This is a genomic window from Mycobacteroides sp. LB1, assembly GCF_013449725.1.
Taxonomy (GTDB): Bacteria; Actinomycetota; Actinomycetes; order Mycobacteriales; family Mycobacteriaceae; genus Mycobacterium.
Genome location: NZ_JACCFF010000004.1, coordinates 416,303 through 434,869 on the forward strand (window position 1 = coordinate 416,303; position 18,567 = coordinate 434,869).

Below are 18,567 nucleotides of genomic sequence, written 5' to 3' on the forward strand. Positions count from 1 at the left end.
AATGGTTCAGCCCAGTATCGATTGGTCGGGCGAGCTGTTGCGCTCGCTGTTGTGGACGCTGCAGGCATGGGCGATCACCATGGTCGCCTTTGTCGCGGTGGCCTTTCTCATCGCTAGATTCACCCGGTGGGGTCAGCAGTTCTGGCGGGTCAACGCGCCCTTCTTCTGGGGTCGGGAGAGTCTGCGTACCTGGCCACTGCTGGCGTTCATGGTGTGGCACACCGTGTATGCGGCGCGAGTGGTGGTGATCTTCACCTACCAGTACCGGGACCTGATGAATGCCTTGCAGGTTGGTTCCGAGGCGCTGGTCACCCACGATGCGGCAAAGCTGGAGGATGCGCGTCAGGCGTTCTTCAGCTCCTTTGCGATCAGCGGCGTCCTGGTGGCGCTCACGGTGACGTACACCGTGGTCGATCTGTTTCTGCGGCGGGTGTTCGCCATTCGGTGGCGGGTATGGCTCAATACGCGGTTGGTCGACGACTGGATGGCCAAGGATGCGTTCTACCGCAACCGTTTTCTGGACACTCCGGTGGAGAACCCCGACCAGCGCATCCAGATCGATATCGAGACCCACACCACCAAATCGGTGGACCTGACCCTTGGGGCGATCAGCAAGACGCTGCTCATCGTCATGTTCACCGGTGTGCTGTGGCAGCTCTCGGGGCCCTTGCAGCTGTGGGGCTTCGAGATTCCGCGGGCCATGGTGATCGTGGCGTACGTCTTCTCCATCGCGGTGACCGTCATCGCGTTCTGGATTGGGCGGCCGCTGGTGCGGCTGAACTTTCTCAACGAGAGATTCAGCGCGAGCTTCCGTTACGCACTCGTACGACTACGTGACAGCGCCGAGCGGGTTGCCTTCTATCGCGGCGGTGAACGCGAACGCCTGCTGCTGCATTCACGGTTCAGCCAGATCATCTCCAACATGTGGCACATCGTGTTCGCGCAACTTCGGCTCAACGGCTGGAATCGTGGTGTCGGTGACGTAACGACGGGGATGATCCCGTACATCGTGCAGGCGCCACGGTTCTTCGCGGGTCAGATTAAGATCGGTGATCTGTTGCAAACAGTTGGTGCGTTCGGGAGTGTTTGTGGGGCAATGCAATTCTTCCGAGACAGCTATGACGAGTTCACCGTGTATCGGGCCGCCCTGCTGCGAATCGACCAGATGCTGGACAGTGATCACCGTGCCCGCGAGCTGCCGCGAATCGATGTGGCGGACGCGGAGGATGCCCTGACTCTCACGGATGTTCAGGTCCGCGATCTGCAGGGACTGGACATGATTGCGAACCTGAATCTGGCGCTGCCCCCGGGTGGCAGCGTCGTGGTGAAGGGGCCGTCGGGATGCGGGAAGACCACCCTGTTGCGCAGCCTGGCCCAGCTGTGGCCGCAGGCATCGGGTTTGGTGGCGAGACCCAGCGGTTGGGACACATTGTTCCTGCCTCAGCTGCCCTACCTGCCGCTGGGGGATCTGCGTGCCACGGTGGTGTACCCCCTGCCGGTGGAGGACGTTTCGAAGGAGCATTTGATGCAGACCCTGCGTGACGTCGCCCTCGGGCACCTGACCGCGCGGCTCGATGAGGAGGCCGATTGGGCCTCCGTGCTGTCACTGGGGGAGCAGCAACGCGTGTCCTTCGCGCGGGTGCTGCTGGTCCGCCCGAAGGTGGTGTTCCTCGATGAGTCCACCTCGGCGTTGGATGAGGGCCTGGAGGACGCGATGTATGCCCTGGTGCGGGAGCGGTTGCCCGATTGCGTGATCGTCAGCGTCGGGCATCGATCCACGATCGACCGCCATCATCAATCACGGCTGCAGCTCACTGGCGGCGGTTCCTGGAAACTATCGACGGTGTGAATCCCGCAGAGTGGGAACTTCTGGTGACCGTCGTGCGACTGATGTAGTGACGGCGCCTGCGGGCTGGGCGCGCGTCCACTGCGGTGGCGCCACGCGACGGATGTCACCACGGTGTTTCTGCTGCTCTTCTGTTGAGTTGGGCAGTTAACCGCCGATGAAAGGATCACCATGCGCGATATTGCTGTAGAGATCGTTGTCGAGGATGACGAGATCGTCGCTGCGACGGAAATGGTTGCCAGCCACTAACAGTGGAGCCCGGGCGTGGGCGACCGAGCCACTGGTCGCGCACGCCCGGGCGCAAACATGGAGGCAGAGAAGTGTTCGTCAATGACCCCCGATGGCGACAGTTCGTCGCCGACCAGGGCCCTCGTTACGAGGAAACAATCTTCTTACCCGCGCTGGTCTCGGACCCTAACGCGATCGCGGACCGGATAGCGGCGGCGGTTGCCGCGGCGACCGCCACGAACGGAAAAGGACTACGGCTGCGCGGTTTCCGGGGCAGCGAGTTCGATTTCAAGCTGACCGAGCGGCTCTCACGCACCGCGCCGCAGGACGGGCAGTCGTTGACCGAGTGGCTCGCCGACAACGCTGAAGACCGCCCTGCGTGCGTCGCCATCAACGACGTGTCCTCGTGGGATCTGGGGCTTGCCGCACTGGCGCAGTCGGTGGTGCGCAGCCTTGTCCCTGGCCGGGATTTGGTCTCAGGCGCGGATATCTACACATTTATTGCCGATGTGGAATGGACGCCCTTCGGAATCCACAAGGACGACGAACCGTCGCTGATCTTCCATCTGGGCCCCGGCGTCAAGGAGCTGTGGGTGTGGCCCGCCGATGGAATTGACCGGCATCAGTTGTTCGAGAACCCATCGTTGGGGCGAGTGTCGTTCGACTTCGACCGACTGCTTCCCGGTGCGAGCCGGTACACCCTGCGACCGGGCGACTTCGTATGCATTCCCCGGGGGCACTACCACCTGTTCCGCAACGAGGGCCGCTCGATTTTCCTGGGGGTCACGCTCTTTCCGGCCGACGTCCGGAAATCGTTCTCAGACTTGATGATCGACCACGTCGGCGCAAGGCTCGACGCGGCGGATGAGCCGTGCAGCTTCGATGATGTCCGGCGGTTGGTGATGGAGACGCTCCGCGATCCCGAGACGCTATCCGGACTGTCGACCACCGTGGAATTGGCGGCGGCGAAACAGCGCACCACCGGGTATCTGCGGCCGCCGAAGGTGGCGGCCCTGCGTGCCGGTGATCCTCCCGCCGATGCCACCTTCGGCTGGGCGTACCCCGGGGTGGTGGAGTCCGTGGTCGGAGCCGGCCGCAGCCACTTACTGGCCCGTGGTCGGGATATCGCGTTCGGTGAGGTTGTGGACCTTGACGAAGTTCTAGCGCTCGTCGGGGAGTTCACCCTGGATGATCTTGACGCCGCCCTAGCGGCCGGAATCGATGTCGATCGGCGCCGGCAGGTGGTGAAAGCACTGTGGCGCTTCGGCGCTCTGGATCTGGTTAACGCTCTTCCAGCGACTCGCGCCGCTTGCGCCGCTTCCGCTTGACGTTCACGCCACCCCACAGCGAGAACCCCTTGACCGTCACATGCGGTGCGCCCTGCACGCCACTGCCACTCGCCGAGTGATCGAAGCCACCCATCACGGCGACGCCCGTGACTTCCACGTTGAGCTCCGGCGGCAACAGGATCGTCTGCCCGCCCATAATGGAGAAGGAACGGATCTCGACCTCACTGGAGGTGAAGTCGGCGTAGCGCAGGTCCAGCACGCCGCCACCCCATAGCGCGAACGAGGTGAGCTTGCTAGGAACGTTCCAGCGGCCACGGCGCTCGAAGCCGCTCATGATCGCCATGAGAACTGTCGCGGGTGCTGGCTTGCTGCCTTGGCCCCTAACCTGGGATGTGGCAACGGCAGGAAGGTCCGCACTGAGCTGATCAAGCTCACCATATGTGTTTGCTGAGTACACTTTTGCGAGGCGCTCCTCGAACTCGGAGAGCTCCAGCCGACCCTGCGCGGCAGCATCAGATAACAGCTGTGCGACGCGCATACGATCGGCGTCCGCGGCCCGCATCGACGCGGTAACCCGCTCAGGGAGGTTGCTCATCATCGCCGAGCCTACGACGAACTGCGCTTAAAGGCACGCGGTTCAATAGTGTTGCTCAGCGCACTACGTCTGTAGTGCTGCATGGTTCACACCTGCCAGGCGGGAGGACGCTTCTGCAGGAATGCCAACATGCCCTCTTGTGCCTCCGGCGACACGAACAATCGCGCCGAGGTTTCCGTCAACTCGTCGGCACGCGCATCGAAATCGGCGAGTATCGGCGCGGTGGTGAGCTTCTTGGACTCGGCGAGCCCCTGCGGCGAACCGAGCGCGATGTCATCCACCAATGAGGTGACCGCGGCCTCTACGGCCTCGGAACTGTCGACGGACTTGGTCACCAAACCGATTTCGGCGGCCACCCGTGCATCGAACTTCTCGCCGGTGACGAAATAGCGCGCCGCTGCCCGGCCGGTGAGCCGGGGCAGCAGCGTCAGCGAGATGATCGACGGAGCTACTCCGATGCGTGCCTCGGTCAGTGCGAAGGTGCTATCCGGTCCCGCGACCGCGATATCCGCGGCGCCCACCAAACCGAAACCACCGGCGCGCACATGGCCGTTGACGGCGATGATGACGGGCAGCGGCAGCTCCAGAATGTCGCGTAACAGCGCGGTCAGCTGGCCGGCCCGATCCTTGGCAATGTCCTGGGGATCGGTGCTGCCGGATGGGGCCGCTGAGCTTTCCGACAGATCGGCACCCGCGCAGAAGGTGTTGCCGGTGTGGCTGAGCACCACGGCCCGCACCGTCTTGTCGGCCGCGGCCCGCTTCAGTCCGTCCCTTAATTGCAGCACCAACCCGCTGGACAACGCATTGCGGTTGTGCGGCGAGTCAAGCGTTAGGCGGGCCGCACGGCCTTCCACCTCGTACTGGACCAGAGTCTCGGATTCTTTCGCCATTCGGCGGGTCCTTTCCTTAGTACGAACGGGGCAGGCCGAGGGATGTCTGCGCGACGAAGTTGAGGATCATCTCCCGGCTTACCGGTGCGATGCGCCCGAACCGTGACAGATTCAGCAGCGGTGCCACCCCGTACTCGGTGGTCAACCCGTTGCCGCCCAAGGACTGTACGGCGCGGTCGGCGGCGCGGCATGCCACATCGGCGGCGGCGTACTTGGCCATATTGGCAGCCTCTGCCGCACCCCAGTCGTCACCGCAGTCGTACAGGGTGGCGGCCTTCTGCATCATCAGCTTGGACAGCTCCAGTTCGACCTTGATCTCGGCGAGCGGGTGCGCGATGGCCTGGTGCGCACCGATGGGTGTCTTCCATACCTGGCGGGTCTTCACGTAGTCGGTAGCCTTGCCGAGCGCCAGCCGGGTGAGGCCGACGCCACTGGCGGCTCCCATGATCCGCTCCGGATTGAGACCCGCGAACAGCTGCATGAGGGCGGCGTCCTCGGATCCGACGAGGGCGTTACCGGGTACCCGCACATCGTCGAGGAACACCTGGAACTGCTGTTCGGCCAATGTCAGCTGCATATCGATCGGGGTGTACTCGAATCCCTTGGTGTCGGTGGGCACCACGAAGAGCGCGGGCTTGAGCTTGCCGGTCTTGGCCTCCTCGGTGCGGGCCACCACGAGAACCGCGTTCGCCTCGTTGACACCTGAGATGAAGACCTTGCGCCCATTGAGAATCCAGTCGCCACCGTCGCGCTTGGCGGTGGTGATGATGTTGTGCGAGTTGGATCCGGCATCGGGCTCGGTGATGGCGAAGGCCATGGTGAAGGTGCCATCGGCCATCGCCGGGAGCCAATTCTTCTTCTGCTCCTCGGTGCCGTACCGGGCGATGATGGTGGCATTGATGGCGGGGGAGACGACCATCATCAGCAGCGCGCATCCGGCTGCCGAGAGTTCCTCGAACACCAGCGACAGCTCGTACATGCCAGCGCCGCCGCCGCCGTACTCCTCGGGGATATTGACGCCCAGGAAGCCGAGCTTCCCTGCCTCATTCCACAATTCGGTCAAGGGGGTATGGGTCTTGGCCTTCTCCAGGTAGTACTCGTGACCGTAGTTGGAAGCCAGGGCGGCTACCGCCTGGCGGAGCGCCTTGCGTTCGTCGGACTCGGTATAGGGATTGGTTTGGGTAGCGGTGCTGCTCATGCTGGCTCTCCTTCGTTGGCGGCATCGGTGGATGCAAGTTGGGCGAGTACCGTGCCGAGCTCGACTTGTTGTCCCGGTTCGACATTGAGGCTTTCGATGACACCGTCAGCGGGCGCGGTGATGGTGTGCTCCATCTTCATGGCCTCCAGCCAGACGATGGGCGTGCCCGCGGAGACGATGTCGCCAACAGCAGCACCCACCCGCAGCACCACACCCGGCATCGGCGCGATGAGCGAGCCCGCGGCCACCTCAGTACTGGGATCGGTGAACCGGGGCACCACGGTGAGTGCCACCGGGCCGAGCGGTGAATCGACGTCGACGGTTTCGCCGTAGCGGGCGATATCAAAGCCCCGTCGAACCCCGTCGATGACCAAGATCACGTGATCGGGTGTGGCCGATACCAACTCGATGGCAGGCCATTCCCCGTCGAGCTCCAGGCCGGTCCGGGCAAGGCGGTACCGCACATCGATGGTGCTTTCGCCTGCTGCGTATTCCTTGGTCTGGTATCCGGATACGAGGTTGCGCCAGCCGCTGGGCAGATCGCCGCAAACTCCCGAAGAGCGGGCTGCGGAGCGGTTCGCGGCCGCATCGGCCAGCGCCGCCGCGAGGGCTGAATACTGTTGCGCCGCTTCATCGGCCAAGGGTTTGGCGAGGGTATCGAGCCCATGCTTATTCAGGAACGACGTGTCGGTGTCGCCGTCGAGGAACGCCGGGTGCCGCAGCACGTTGACCAGCAGATCGCGATTGGTGGTCAGGCCGTGCAGGCGGGTGCGCTCCAAGGTCGATGCCAGCAGCCGCGAGGCTTCGGTGCGTGTCGGTGCCACCGTGATGACCTTGGCGAGCATCGGGTCGTAATGCACCGACACCACACTGCCGCCGACGATGGTCGAGTCCAGGCGGATCCCGTTGGTTCCCGGGTGCCCGGGAACATGGAACTGCGCGACGGAGCCCGGTGCTGTGTCTGGCAGGCAAAATGTGTGCACGGTGCCGCTTTGTGGCTGCCACCCTGCCGCGGGATTCTCCGCGTACAGGCGCGCTTCGATCGAGTGCCCGTGAATGGCAGGAGGTTCGGCGGGCAGCTCGGCACCGTCGGCTACCTGGATCTGCAATGCCACCAGGTCCAGGCCTGTGGTGCATTCGGTGACCGGGTGCTCCACCTGCAGGCGTGTGTTCATCTCCAGGAAGAAGAACTCCCCGTCCTCGGTGGCCAAGAACTCCATGGTTCCCGCGCCGACGTATCCGATGGCCGCCGCGGCGGTGCGCGACGCCTCGAACAGGTGCTCCCGCATACCGGCGATCCGAGTCACCAGCGGGGAGGGGGCCTCTTCGATGACCTTTTGGTGGCGGCGCTGGATGGAGCATTCGCGCTCTCCCACGGCCCACACCGTGCCGTGGGTATCGGCCATCACCTGTACCTCGATGTGGCGGCCGGTGCCCAGGTAGCGCTCGCAGAAGACCGTCGGATCACCGAACGCCGATTGGGCTTCCCGTTGTGCGGCAGCGATTTCGTGTGGCAGGTCAGCAAGTTTGTCGACAACTCGCATGCCGCGCCCACCGCCGCCGGCGGAGGCCTTGACGAGCACCGGCAGCTGATCGGCGGTGACGGTATCCGGGTCGAGTTGCCCCAGCACCGGTACACCGGCAGCGTCCATGAGCTTCTTGGACTCGATCTTCGAACCCATTGACTCGATGGCCGCGACGGGCGGGCCGATCCAGCTGAGGCCGGCATCGGCCACAGCCCGAGCGAAAGCCGCATTCTCGGAGAGGAATCCGTAGCCGGGGTGGATGGCGTCGGCACCGGTGGCCTTGGCCGCGGCGATGATCAGTTCACCGCGCAGATAGGTGTCGGCGCTGGAGGTGCCGGGCAGATGGACTGCGGCATCGGCCTCGGATACATGTGGGCTGTCGGCGTCGGCGTCCGAGTAGACGGCGACCGTGCCCAGGCCGAGTTTGCGACAGGTGGCGAAGACGCGGCGAGCGATCTCACCACGGTTGGCGACAAGTACGGAGGTGATAGTCATCTGATTCTTAACCTCACATCCGGAAGACGCCGAAGTTCGACGTCCCCTCGATCGGTCCATTGGCGATGGCAGACAGGCACATACCTAGTACGGCCCGGGTGTCGCGGGGATCGATGACCCCGTCGTCGTAGAGCCGCCCGGACATGAACATGGGCAGTGACTCGGCTTCGATCTGCGCCTCGATGGCAGCCCGCATAGCAGCGTCGGCGTCCTCGTTGACGGCCTGGCCGCGTGCCGCCGCGGCGGCACGGCTCACGATGGAGATGACACCGGCCAGCTGGGTGCCGCCCATCACCGCTGATTTGGCGCTGGGCCACGCGAACAGGAAGCGGGGATCGTAGGCGCGGCCGCACATGCCGTAATGCCCGGCGCCGTACGAGGCGCCGACGATCAGGGACAGATGTGGCACCGTCGAGTTGGACACGGCATTGATCATCATCGACCCGTGCTTGATCATGCCACCCTCTTCGTATTCCTTGCCCACCATGTATCCAGTGGTGTTGTGCACGAAAAGAAGTGGCGTATTGGTCCGGTTGGCCAGCTGGATGAACTGGGTGGCCTTCTGCGATTCCTCGCTGAACAGCACACCGCGCGCATTGGCGAGGATGCCAATCGGATATCCGTGTAGACGCGCCCATCCGGTGACCAACGACGAGCCGTACTGCTCCTTGAATTCGTCGAACTCGGAACCGTCGACGATGCGGGCGATGATCTCGCGCGGATCGAACGGGATGCGCAGATCTCCGGGAACGATGCCGAGGAGCTCCTCCTGGTCGGCGATCGGTTCGATCACCGCCGCGGGCTTGGGACCCTTCTTGACCCAGTTCAGGTGCGACACGATCTGCCGCCCAAGACGCACCGCATCCTGCTCGTCGACGGCCAGATAATCGCCCAAACCGGAAATACGGGAGTGCATTTCGGCACCGCCCAGGGATTCGTCATCCGATTCCTCGCCGGTGGCCATCTTGACCAACGGGGGACCGGCCAAGAAGACCTTGGAGCGTTCCTTGATCATCACCACGTGGTCCGACATACCTGGGATGTAGGCGCCACCGGCGGTCGAGTTTCCGAACACCAGGGCGATCGTGGGGATGCCCGCCGCCGAGAGCCGGGTGAGGTCGCGGAACATCTGCCCGCCGGGTACGAATACTTCCTTCTGGGTGGGCAGGTCGGCACCGCCGGACTCCACCAGCGAGATCACGGGTAGGCGATTCCGGAAGGCAACATCATTGGCCCGCAGTACTTTACGCAACGTCCAGGGGTTGCTTGTGCCGCCCTTGACGGTGGGGTCGTTGGCCACGATCATGCACTCGACGCCTTCGACCACGCCGATGCCGGTCACCAGTGAGGCACCGACGGTGAAGTCGCTACCCCAGGCCGCGAGCGGGCACAGCTCCAGGAACGGGGAATCGGGGTCGATCAACAGCTCGATGCGCTCACGCGCCAGCAGCTTGTCGCGTTCATGATGGCGGGCGACGTACTTGGCACCGCCACCTGCGAGGGCCTTGGCGGTTTCGGCACTGACCTCGGCCAATTTGGTTGTCATGGCTTCGGCCGCGGCGATGTACTCGGGGGAGCCGGTGTTGACGGCGGTACGAAGGATGGTCACGACTGGTACCCCAGGAGCTTGGCGGCCAGCGAGGTGAGGATCTCGGTGGTGCCGCCACCGATGCCGATGATGCGCATATCGCGGTACTGGCGTTCGATCTCGCTCTCGGTCATGTAGCCCATACCGCCGAACAGCTGGACGCCCTGGTTGGCTACCCACTCTCCGGCCTCGACGGCGGTGTTCTTGGCGAAGCACACCTCGGCGATCAGATTTGTCTCGCCCGCGATCGCGCGGTCCACGAGGGCATGGGTGTAGACCCGCGCCACGTCGGTCCTGCGTGCCATCTCCGCGAGCGTGTTCTGCACAGACTGCCGGGAGATAAGGGGGCGACCGAAGGTCTCCCGGTCCCGACACCACTGCACGGTGAGGTCCAGGCAGCGCTGCGCGCTGGAATACGCCTGGGCGGCAAGGCCGATGCGCTCGGAGACGAAGGCCCCGGCGATCTGCGCGAAGCCGGTGTTCTCGCCGCCCACCAGATTCTCGGCGGGTACGCGTGCATCGGTGAAGGACAGCTCGGCGGTATCCGAGGAGCGCCAGCCCATCTTGTCGAGCTTGCGCGCGACTTCAAAACCTGGAGTATCCCGGTCCACCAGCAGCAGCGACACCCCTGCCGCACCCGGTCCGCCGGTACGCACCGCGGTCACCACATAGTCGGCGCGCACCCCGGAGGTGATGAAGGTCTTGGAGCCGTTGACGATGTAATGGTCGCCGTCTCGCTTGGCTGACGTGGCCAGATGTCCCACATCGGATCCACCACCGGGTTCGGTGATGGCCAGGGAGCCAATGAGATCACCTCGCAGGGTGGGCTTCACATAGGTGTCGATGAGCCGCTGGTCGCCGGAGGCGATCATGTGCGGTGTGGAGATCCCGCAGGTGAATAGTGAGGCAAATACACCACCGGGCACACCGGCGTAATGCAGTTCTTCGCACACGATCACCGGGTCGATGGCATCGCCACCGCCACCGCCCACCTCCTCTGGGGCGCCCGGTCCGAGCAGTCCCAGATCGCCCGCCTTGCGGTGCAATTCGCGGGGGATCAGCCCTTCGCGCTCCCACTCGTTGACATGGGGCAGAATCTCGCGCTCGGCGAAGTCGCGCACCGTCTCCCGAAGCGCCTTGCGCTCCGGGCTGTTCCACTGACTCACTGTTGTGTCTCCTCTAGGAGCGATTCGGGGATATCGATCTCACGTGAACGGAGCCATTCGCCAATGCCCTTGGCCTGCGGGTCAAAGCGGGCCTGGTAGGCCACGCCCTTGCCGAGGATGCCCTGGATGACGAAGTTCACGGCCCGCAGTTTGGGTAGCAGGTAGCGCGCGACTTCCAGGTGCGCGGTCTCCGGTAGCAGCTCCCGCAGCGCATCGACCGTCAATGCGTTTGCAAGCCAACGGTATTCCTCGTCGGTGCGCACCCAGACGCCAACATTGGCGCTACCGCCCTTGTCGCCGCTGCGCGCACCGGCGATGGTGCCCAACGGGACCCGTCGTACCGGCTCGGCAGGTAGCGGTTCGGGCAATGCGGCGGCGGGCGCCTCCGCCAGCGGCTGGGTCTGCGTCGCCTGCGCGATATCGACCCGGCTGCCGTCGGCCAGTACCGCGATATGCGGAACCTTCACGGCGGGAACGTATCCCGGGGTAAACACGCCGTACGGCTCGCCATCCTTGGGTTGGGTGGTGACGTGGAAACCGGGGAAGCTGGCCAGGGCCAGCTCCACAACCGCATTGGAGAACTGGCGGCCCACCTTGTTGGGATCCGAATCGCGGACCACGACGCGCAGTAGCGCGCTCGCGGCCTCTTCGGTGTCGGCGTTCGGGTGATCGGTGCGCGCGAGCGTCCACTGGATGTCCTCGGGCGCCGTGGACATCGACGACTCCAGCTGCTTGCGGGTGAGGTCGGCTTTGGCGTCGATATCCAGCCCGGTCAGCACGAAGGTCATCTGATTGCGGAATCCGCCCAACGCGTTGAGCGACACCTTGAGATCGGGTGGCGGTGCCTCGCCGGTAACGCCGGAGACGCGCACCCTGTCCGGTGCCTCCTGCGTCAGCTCGATGGTGTCAATGCGCGTGGTGACATCCGGATTGGCGTAGCGAGCACCGGTGATCTCGTACAGCAGCTGCGCTGTCACTGTGCCGACACTGACCGCGCCGCCGGTTCCCGCGTGCTTGGTGATTACCGATGACCCGTCGGCGTACACCTCGGCGAGAGGGAATCCGGCATGCGCGAGGTCTGGGATCTCGGTAAAGAAGGCGTAGTTACCGCCGGTGGCCTGGGTGCCGCATTCGATGATGTGCCCGGCGGCCACGGCCCCGGCGAGCTTGTCGTACTCGTCGCGGCGCCAGCCGAAGTGAGCCGCCGCCGGTCCGACGATCACCGAGGCGTCGGTGACCCGGCCGGTGACCACGATATTGGCACCCGAGTTGAGGCATTCGACGATGCCCCAGGCGCCCAGGTAGGCGTTGGCGGTCAGTGGGGCGCCCAGGCCGAGCTCGGTGGCGCGGGGCAGCAGGTCATCGCCCTCGACATGCGCGACCTTGGTGGTGACACCCAGTTTCTCGGCGAGCCCGCGGATCGCATCCGCCAGGCCCGCGGGATTGAGGCCGCCCGCGTTGGCCACGATCGTCACGCCCTGGTCCTGAGCCAGACCCAGGCACTGCTCGAGCTGGCGTAGGAAGGTCTTGGCGTAGCCGCGCTCGGGGGCCTTGGCCCGGTCACGCCCGAGGATCAGCATCGTCAGCTCGGCCAGGTAATCGCCGGTCAGGTAGTCGAGTTCACCGCCCGAGAGCATCTCGTGCATGGCCGAGATCCGGTCACCGTAGAAGCCTGAACAGTTGCCGATCCGAACTGGAGAAGTCACCGAGCTCTTCCTTTCGGGATGTCCTTATTAGGAATGCCGCGCCCAGTGACACAGGCCACCATGGCGCTCGTGCGCTGTTAAGTTACCCCACCGTCGGAAACGTCAATCAGTGGGTCCAACCAAGTGGTTGGTCAGATCTTTGTGGCGCATTTTTACCCGCACCTACCAGCCGAAATGTGGGATTCCATTGCAGACCCCGATACCTGGTGGATTCATCCGGTCGGGTTCGCGTTGGTCGTCGGGAACCGCTTCACCCTCCGCCAGCAGATAGTCCTGGGCACCGGGAGTATCGGCAGATACGACTGCGCGGTCGTGGCAGTCGACCCGTGCGGGAGGTTCACCTTCCGCCTGCAGCGGCCCGGCGATATCGTCGACCGGAAGGAGCGGATCCTGCCGTGATTGGTGGACGGGATCTGTGATGTGTGCGCAGGGCGGATCGGCCTCAGTGGCCTGATCACACACCCAGTTGGGGAGCGAATTTGCAGCTCATGCCAGCTACCGGCTATCGTATGTTGATTGTCGCTCGCTGCGCCCGACATGTTCGCGCGGCGCGGGCGAATGACACACAAACCTGAGAATTAAGGAGAGGGCTCAAACATGGCCGTCCCCAAGCGGAGAATGTCCCGCTCCAACACCCGTAGTCGGCGTGCGCAGTGGAAGGCCACCGCCACTGAGCTGGTGAACGTCACTGTCGGCGGACAGAACCACAAGGTTCCCCGTCGTCTGCTCAAGGCTGCGCGCCTCGGGCTCATCGATTTCGACCGTCGCTGAACGCTGCGCGAGCTGATTCTCAGGCTTCCTCAGTAATATCTCAGCCGCACGGTTAACACTGGTGCCTGTGCGAATTCTTGTAGTCGATGACGATCGTGCGGTGCGCGAGTCGTTACGACGGTCCCTGTCCTTCAATGGCTATTCGGTAGCCCTCGCCGAAGACGGTGTCGATGCGCTGAACGTCATCGCCAACGATCGTCCCGATGCGCTGGTTCTCGACGTGATGATGCCCAAGCTCGACGGTCTTGAGGTGTGCCGCCGGCTGCGCAGCACCGGAGACGATCTGCCGATTCTGGTATTGACTGCCCGCGACTCGGTATCCGAGCGGGTGGCCGGTCTGGATGCGGGCGCAGACGACTACCTCCCTAAGCCCTTCGCGCTCGAGGAACTTCTTGCCCGGATGCGTGCCCTGCTGCGCCGGCGGACCGTCGACGAATCAGCGGACGCTGCCATGCTGAGCTTCGGTGACCTCACGCTCGACCCTGTCACCCGCGAAGTGCACCGCGGCACCCGGTCGATCAGCCTGACGCGCACCGAATTCGCGCTGCTGGAAATGCTCATGGCCAATCCGCGGCGGGTGCTCACGCGCAGCCGGATCCTCGAAGAGGTGTGGGGATTCGACTTCCCGACATCCGGTAACGCACTCGAGGTGTACGTCGGTTATCTGCGGCGCAAGACAGAAGCCGAAGGGGAGCTCCGGCTCATCCACACCGTCCGCGGTGTCGGCTACGTGCTTCGGGAGACCCCTCCGTAATCCCCATGGCGACACTAAGGATGCGTAGACCAACTTCCGCTCTGTTCTCACCGCTGCGGGCCACCAGCTCATCGGTATCGCTGCGCTGGCGCGTGATGCTGCTCGCCATGTCGATGGTGGCCATGGTCGTGGTGCTCATGGCCGTTGCTTCCTATCTATTGGTGTCGACGGCGTTGTATCGCGATGTCGACAAGCAGCTCAACGATCGCGCCAACCTGCTCATCGGTAGCGGGTTGTTGTCGGTGGACCCACGCCGCGCCATCGAGGGCACCGCGTATTCGGCGGACGTCAACGCCAAACTGATCTTCCCGGGGCTCATCACGTTCTCGGCCACCCAGCAGGGACAGACCATTCCCTACGGTGCGCCCGAGCAGGCGGTGACCCGCGGCGAGCTGGATCAGTCGCTGCGCACCGTTAATCACCAACGCGTGCTTGCCCTCCGGCTCGACAATGGCAGCACGCTAATCATGGCGAAATCGCTCGACCCCACCGATACGGTGCTGCGGCGGCTGGGCTGGGTGCTGCTGATCGTCGGCGGCGTGGGTGTCGCGGTGGCAGCCGCGGCCGGAGCCATGGTGGCCGGCACCGGGTTGCGTCCGGTGGCCAGGCTTACCGATGCCGCCGAGCGGGTGGCCAGAACCGACGACCTGAGACCCATTGCCGTCACCGGCAGCGACGAACTGGCACGACTCACAGTCAGTTTCAACACGATGTTGCGCGCACTGGCAGAGTCGCGAGACCGCCAGGCACGGCTGGTGACCGACGCAGGCCATGAGCTGCGCACCCCGTTGACCTCGCTGCGCACCAATACGGAGCTGCTGATGGCCTCGATGCAGCCGGGCGCCCCGCGGCTGCCCGATGAGGAGATGGAGGCGCTGCAGACCGATGTGATGGCCCAGATCGAGGAATTGTCTACGTTGGTGGGCGATTTGGTCGATCTCGCGCGTGGCGACGGCGCCGATATTGTGCACGAGCCGGTGGACCTGGTCGAGGTGGTAGAGGGAACTTTGGAACGAGTTCGCCGCCGCCGCAACGACATCGAATTCGATGTCGTCATGCAGCCCTGGCAGGTGTACGGCGATGCGGCGGGATTGTCACGGGCGGTTCTCAACCTGCTCGACAACGCGGCGAAGTGGAGCCCATCGGGAACTGCGGTGTCGGTGCGGCTGGCCCAGGTTGACGCCGCGCATGCCGAGCTGGTGATTTCCGATCGGGGCCCCGGGATCCCGCCTGCTGAACGTGATCTGGTCTTCGAGCGGTTCTACCGGGCCACCCCGGCCCGGGGAATGCCGGGATCCGGTTTGGGGTTGGCCATTGTGAAACAGGTTGTGCTGAAACATGGTGGTGCCATCAAGGTCGAGGAGACAGAGCCGGGTGCGCTGGTGGACGATAACCCGGCTCCGGGGACGTCAATGCACGTGCTTCTTCCAGGCCGGCCCGGGCACGTCGGGTCTGGAGATATGGGAGACGCGAGCGGGCGCCGGAACTCTGTGCCAAAGACGAGACAGATCTCAGTGGATTCTCAGTCCGCTCCGGCAGCGTGGCACTCGAGCTAGTCGATCTTGAACGCCTATGAAGGACGTGTGAGGAAGCAGCTATGACCAACGACCCCCACGGCAGCTGGGCCTACCGGCCGTCCGGCCCCTACTCCGGGCAACAGGGGCACCAGGCGCCGACCCACCACGCCCAATCCGGTCATCACTACCAGGGACAGCCTTACGGCTACCCGCAGCAGGGGGCCGGCCAGCCGCCGAATCAGCATCGCCCGGCGGGGCAGCCGCCGCGTCAGCAGCAAGCCGAGCAGCCGCGGGGGAGGCGCACCGGCGGGCTCATCGTGGGTGCCGTCGCCCTGGCCGTGGTGTCGGGTGGCCTGGGCGGGACAGTGGGTGCCGTTGTCGCCGACCGCCAGCACAAGTCACCTGCCGTCACCAGCAGTAGTACCGGTCTGACCCCCATCTCGCCCGGGCGCTCGTCGGCCGCGCAGCCGGTCTCCGCGCTACCTGCCGGATCGGTGGAACAGGTTGCGGCCAAGGTGCTTCCGAGCGTCGTCAAGCTGGAAACGATCATGGGGCGGTCGAGCGAGGAGGGATCCGGGGTGATCCTCTCCGCCGATGGCTTGGTGCTCACCAACGCGCATGTCGTCCAGGCGGCCGTGGAGCCCGGCGCCAAGACCACCGCCACCGTCGCGGGCGGAAAGCACTCACCCTTCACCGTGGTCGGGATCGATCCCGCCACGGATATCGCCGTCGTGCGGATCGGCGGAGCCTCGGGTCTGACGCCCGTGGCGATCGGATCTTCCGCGAATCTGGTTGTGGGACAGTCGGTTGTCGCGATCGGTTCCCCGCTTGGCCTCGATGGCACGGTGACCACCGGCATCGTCAGCTCGCTGAACCGCCCGGTGTTCACGGCGGGACAAGCGGGCAACCAGGACACCGTGCTGGACGCCATCCAGACCGATGCCGCCATCAACCCGGGCAACTCCGGTGGCGCCTTGGTCAACCTGAACGGTGAGCTGGTGGGGATCAACTCCGCCATCGCCACCATGGGCGGTGATTCCAGCGGAGAGACGCAGGGCGGATCGATCGGTCTGGGCTTCGCGATCCCGGTCGACCAGGCGAAGCGGATCGCCGATCAGCTCATCGCAAGCGGCCACGCCACCCACGCGTCGCTGGGCGTCCGGGTGGGCAACGAGAAGGAAATCCAGGGTGCCAGGATCGTCGAGGTGGTCGCCGGTGGTGCCGCCGAAAAGGCCGGGATACCCAACGGTTCGGTCGTGACGAAGGTGGACAACCGCGCGGTGAGCAGCGCCGACGGACTTGTCGCGGCCGTGCGATCCAAGGCTCCCGGTGACAAGGTGACGCTGACGTACTCCGACGGCAACGGCGGACCGGAGAAGACGGCCGACGTGATACTGGGTGAGGTCGCCCGATGACTCAGATGTCCGCGCGAGCGGTTACCGTTGCTTCCATGTCAGAGCTTGAGGCGGGACCGGTGGGGCGATCTCTGGTCGTCATTGTCAACGACAGGACGGCGCATGGTGACCAGGACACCACCGGTCCGCTCGTTACCGAGCTGCTTTCCGAGGCCAGAATCGTGGTCGACGGTGTGGTGGCTGTCGAGGGGGACCTGGCTGAGATTCAGAACGCCGTCAATCTCGCGGTCATCGGCGGTGTTGATCTGGTGGTGACCGTGGGTGGCACCGGTGTCACCCCGCGCGATGTCACCCCCGAGGCCACTCAGCCGCTGCTCGACCGTGAGCTGCTCGGCATTGCCGAGGCCATCCGGTCTTCCGGGCTCGCGGCCGGTGTCACCGAGGCAGGTCTGTCGCGTGGAGTGGCGGGCATTTCTGGGAGCACCCTGGTGGTCAACATTGCGGGAACCCGTGCTGCGGTGCGCGACGGGATGGCCACGCTCACGCCGATGGCGATTCAGATCATCGAGCAGCTATCTAGCTTGGAGATCTGACCGGGTGCCGTCCCCTGAGGGCCGTAGATGTGACCTTCACCACGAAAGTGGCGAAGGGGGAACAAGCGCCAGCAATGTGGATATCGAGCAAATTTTTGGCCAGACCATGCCGTCCTTGGGGCCAGATGAACGCGACATGAACGATTCGCACGGCACTCATGAGGGCGATCGGTGGTTGCGCGATAACGTTCCGCCCCACCACCGCTAAGTAATCCCCGCATATAGGACGCGTAAATACGGCAGGTCGCAGATCTCCGATACCCATCCGGGGTGACGGTTCCCCCGAAGTCGCAAGCTGTTTCCTGGCAAACCCCTCGTTCACGCAATTGTTAACTCTGGGATGTCTTGGGTTCGGCTAACTTCCGGTTGGTGGGCCTGCCCGGAGTGCGGTGATTTAGGGGTGAACAGAACGCTGGTTCAGATTGCCGCGCCGTCACCGTGCCGATATCGTCCATCCTGTCCGTCGCTTAGGAATTTCTCATGTTCGCCATGAGGAGACTGATAGGAACCGAATGAAGCTGTTGGGCAAGGTATCGGGCGGGGCCCGCCGTGGTGTGTTGGCGGCTGGCGCCTTAGTCATGACTCTTGTTGCTCTCTTTGCGACGGCGGCGACTGCGCAAGCCGGTCTGGATGATGAGCTGACTCTGGTGGATGGCAAGGGGCGCACGCTCAGGGTTCAGCAGTGGGACACCTTCTTGAATGGTGTGTTTCCGTTGGACCGCAACCGCCTGACGCGCGAGTGGTTCCACTCGGGCCGCGCGGTCTATGAGGTGACGGGTCCGGGTGCCGATGCCTTCGAGGGCACCCTGGAGCTGGGCTACCAGGTGGGTTACCCGTGGTCGTTGGGCGTGGGGCTTAACTTCAACTACACGACCCCGAATACCTCGATTCTCTACGGTATTCCGAACGCCTTCGGTGGTTCTCCGGAAGCCTCGTACATTCAGACCACCAACCTGCTGCCATCGGCCGGTATCAACGTGGACCTGGGCAATGGCCCCGGTATCCAGGAAGTTGCCACCTTCTCCGTTGCCATCGCCGGCCCCAAGGGTG

At 64.4% G+C, this 18,567-nt stretch carries 17 protein-coding genes; 10 read left to right on the forward strand and 7 right to left on the reverse strand.

The window, feature by feature from the left end; translation table 11 throughout:
• Position 1 precedes the first annotated feature (1 nt).
• Entirely contained in the window at positions 2-1,849 is a 1,848-nt protein-coding gene (locus tag MLB1_RS18185; protein WP_180751229.1) for an ABC transporter ATP-binding protein/permease, read from the forward strand.
• Positions 1,850-2,166: 317 nt separating this feature from the next.
• Positions 2,167-3,402 (forward strand): hypothetical protein, encoded by a 1,236-nt coding sequence (locus tag MLB1_RS18190; RefSeq protein ID WP_180751230.1) that lies wholly within the window; start codon positions 2,167-2,169, stop codon positions 3,400-3,402.
• Here the strand turns inward: MLB1_RS18190 and MLB1_RS18195 are convergent.
• The 7 genes from MLB1_RS18195 to MLB1_RS18225 form a co-directional block, all read right to left on the reverse strand.
• The gene (locus tag MLB1_RS18195; protein WP_180751231.1) at positions 3,356-3,958 is read right to left on the reverse strand and encodes a DUF1707 domain-containing protein; all 603 of its coding nucleotides are present in this window, start codon (positions 3,956-3,958) and stop codon (positions 3,356-3,358) included. The two genes, MLB1_RS18190 and MLB1_RS18195, sit on opposite strands and share 47 nt — an antisense overlap.
• 86 nt (positions 3,959-4,044) lie before the next feature.
• Complete coding sequence (locus MLB1_RS18200) at positions 4,045-4,848, reverse strand: enoyl-CoA hydratase family protein (RefSeq protein ID WP_180751232.1); 804 nt, start codon at positions 4,846-4,848, stop codon at positions 4,045-4,047.
• Between the two features lie 16 nt (positions 4,849-4,864).
• A complete protein-coding gene (locus MLB1_RS18205; RefSeq protein ID WP_180751233.1) occupies positions 4,865-6,046 on the reverse strand; it encodes an acyl-CoA dehydrogenase family protein in 1,182 nt (393 codons plus the stop codon).
• On the reverse strand, positions 6,043-8,067 hold the full coding sequence (locus MLB1_RS18210) for a biotin carboxylase N-terminal domain-containing protein (protein ID WP_180751234.1): 2,025 nt from the start codon (positions 8,065-8,067) through the stop codon (positions 6,043-6,045). Before MLB1_RS18210 ends, MLB1_RS18205 begins: the two co-directional genes overlap by 4 nt.
• 13 nt (positions 8,068-8,080) lie before the next feature.
• Positions 8,081-9,676, reverse strand: coding sequence for a carboxyl transferase domain-containing protein (locus MLB1_RS18215; RefSeq protein WP_180751235.1), 1,596 nt, complete (start codon positions 9,674-9,676; stop codon positions 8,081-8,083).
• Positions 9,673-10,821, reverse strand: coding sequence for an acyl-CoA dehydrogenase family protein (locus MLB1_RS18220; RefSeq protein WP_180751236.1), 1,149 nt, complete (start codon positions 10,819-10,821; stop codon positions 9,673-9,675). The genes MLB1_RS18215 and MLB1_RS18220 overlap by 4 nt, the downstream gene beginning before the upstream one ends.
• Positions 10,818-12,527, reverse strand: a complete 1,710-nt coding sequence (locus MLB1_RS18225; RefSeq protein WP_180751237.1) for an acyclic terpene utilization AtuA family protein — start codon at positions 12,525-12,527, stop codon at positions 10,818-10,820. Before MLB1_RS18225 ends, MLB1_RS18220 begins: the two co-directional genes overlap by 4 nt.
• A 174-nt stretch (positions 12,528-12,701) precedes the next feature.
• Between MLB1_RS18225 and MLB1_RS18230 the strand changes: the two genes are divergently transcribed.
• The 8 genes from MLB1_RS18230 to MLB1_RS18260 form a co-directional block, all read left to right on the forward strand.
• On the forward strand, positions 12,702-12,926 hold the full coding sequence (locus tag MLB1_RS18230; RefSeq protein ID WP_180751238.1) for a hypothetical protein: 225 nt from the start codon (positions 12,702-12,704) through the stop codon (positions 12,924-12,926).
• Between the two features lie 198 nt (positions 12,927-13,124).
• Entirely contained in the window at positions 13,125-13,298 is a 174-nt protein-coding gene (gene rpmF, locus MLB1_RS18235) for a 50S ribosomal protein L32 (RefSeq protein ID WP_078297068.1), read from the forward strand.
• Positions 13,299-13,365: 67 nt separating this feature from the next.
• A complete protein-coding gene (locus tag MLB1_RS18240; protein WP_180751239.1) occupies positions 13,366-14,052 on the forward strand; it encodes a response regulator transcription factor in 687 nt (228 codons plus the stop codon).
• 20 nt (positions 14,053-14,072) lie between these two features.
• Positions 14,073-15,608 (forward strand): HAMP domain-containing sensor histidine kinase, encoded by a 1,536-nt coding sequence (locus tag MLB1_RS18245; RefSeq protein ID WP_180751240.1) that lies wholly within the window; start codon positions 14,073-14,075, stop codon positions 15,606-15,608.
• Positions 15,609-15,649: 41 nt separating this feature from the next.
• Positions 15,650-16,984, forward strand: a complete 1,335-nt coding sequence (locus MLB1_RS18250) for a trypsin-like peptidase domain-containing protein (RefSeq protein ID WP_180751241.1) — start codon at positions 15,650-15,652, stop codon at positions 16,982-16,984.
• A 35-nt stretch (positions 16,985-17,019) separates the two neighbouring features.
• A complete protein-coding gene (locus MLB1_RS18255) occupies positions 17,020-17,517 on the forward strand; it encodes a molybdopterin-binding protein (RefSeq protein ID WP_180751242.1) in 498 nt (165 codons plus the stop codon).
• A gap of 4 nt (positions 17,518-17,521) precedes the next feature.
• Positions 17,522-17,725: a hypothetical protein gene (locus MLB1_RS24310; protein WP_358149461.1), complete on the forward strand. Its 204-nt coding sequence runs from the start codon at positions 17,522-17,524 to the stop codon at positions 17,723-17,725.
• 304 nt (positions 17,726-18,029) lie between these two features.
• Positions 18,030-18,567 (forward strand): MspA family porin (locus tag MLB1_RS18260; protein ID WP_180751243.1); only part of this gene is annotated, 538 nt, incomplete at its 3' end.

Excerpts from the sequence above, each read along its gene's own strand:
- MLB1_RS18185 (WP_180751229.1), top strand. The coding sequence starts at position 2 with ATGGTTCAGCCCAGTATCGATTGGTCGGGCGAGCTGTTGCGCTCGCTG.
- MLB1_RS18195 (WP_180751231.1), bottom strand. The coding sequence starts at position 3,958 with ATGAGCAACCTCCCTGAGCGGGTTACCGCGTCGATGCGGGCCGCGGAC.
- MLB1_RS18200 (WP_180751232.1), bottom strand. The coding sequence starts at position 4,848 with ATGGCGAAAGAATCCGAGACTCTGGTCCAGTACGAGGTGGAAGGCCGT.
- MLB1_RS18205 (WP_180751233.1), bottom strand. The coding sequence starts at position 6,046 with ATGAGCAGCACCGCTACCCAAACCAATCCCTATACCGAGTCCGACGAA.
- MLB1_RS18210 (WP_180751234.1), bottom strand. The coding sequence starts at position 8,067 with ATGACTATCACCTCCGTACTTGTCGCCAACCGTGGTGAGATCGCTCGC.
- MLB1_RS18230 (WP_180751238.1), top strand. The coding sequence starts at position 12,702 with ATGTGGGATTCCATTGCAGACCCCGATACCTGGTGGATTCATCCGGTC.
- rpmF (WP_078297068.1), top strand. The coding sequence starts at position 13,125 with ATGGCCGTCCCCAAGCGGAGAATGTCCCGCTCCAACACCCGTAGTCGG.
- MLB1_RS18245 (WP_180751240.1), top strand. The coding sequence starts at position 14,073 with ATGCGTAGACCAACTTCCGCTCTGTTCTCACCGCTGCGGGCCACCAGC.
- MLB1_RS18250 (WP_180751241.1), top strand. The coding sequence starts at position 15,650 with ATGACCAACGACCCCCACGGCAGCTGGGCCTACCGGCCGTCCGGCCCC.
- MLB1_RS18255 (WP_180751242.1), top strand. The coding sequence starts at position 17,020 with ATGTCAGAGCTTGAGGCGGGACCGGTGGGGCGATCTCTGGTCGTCATT.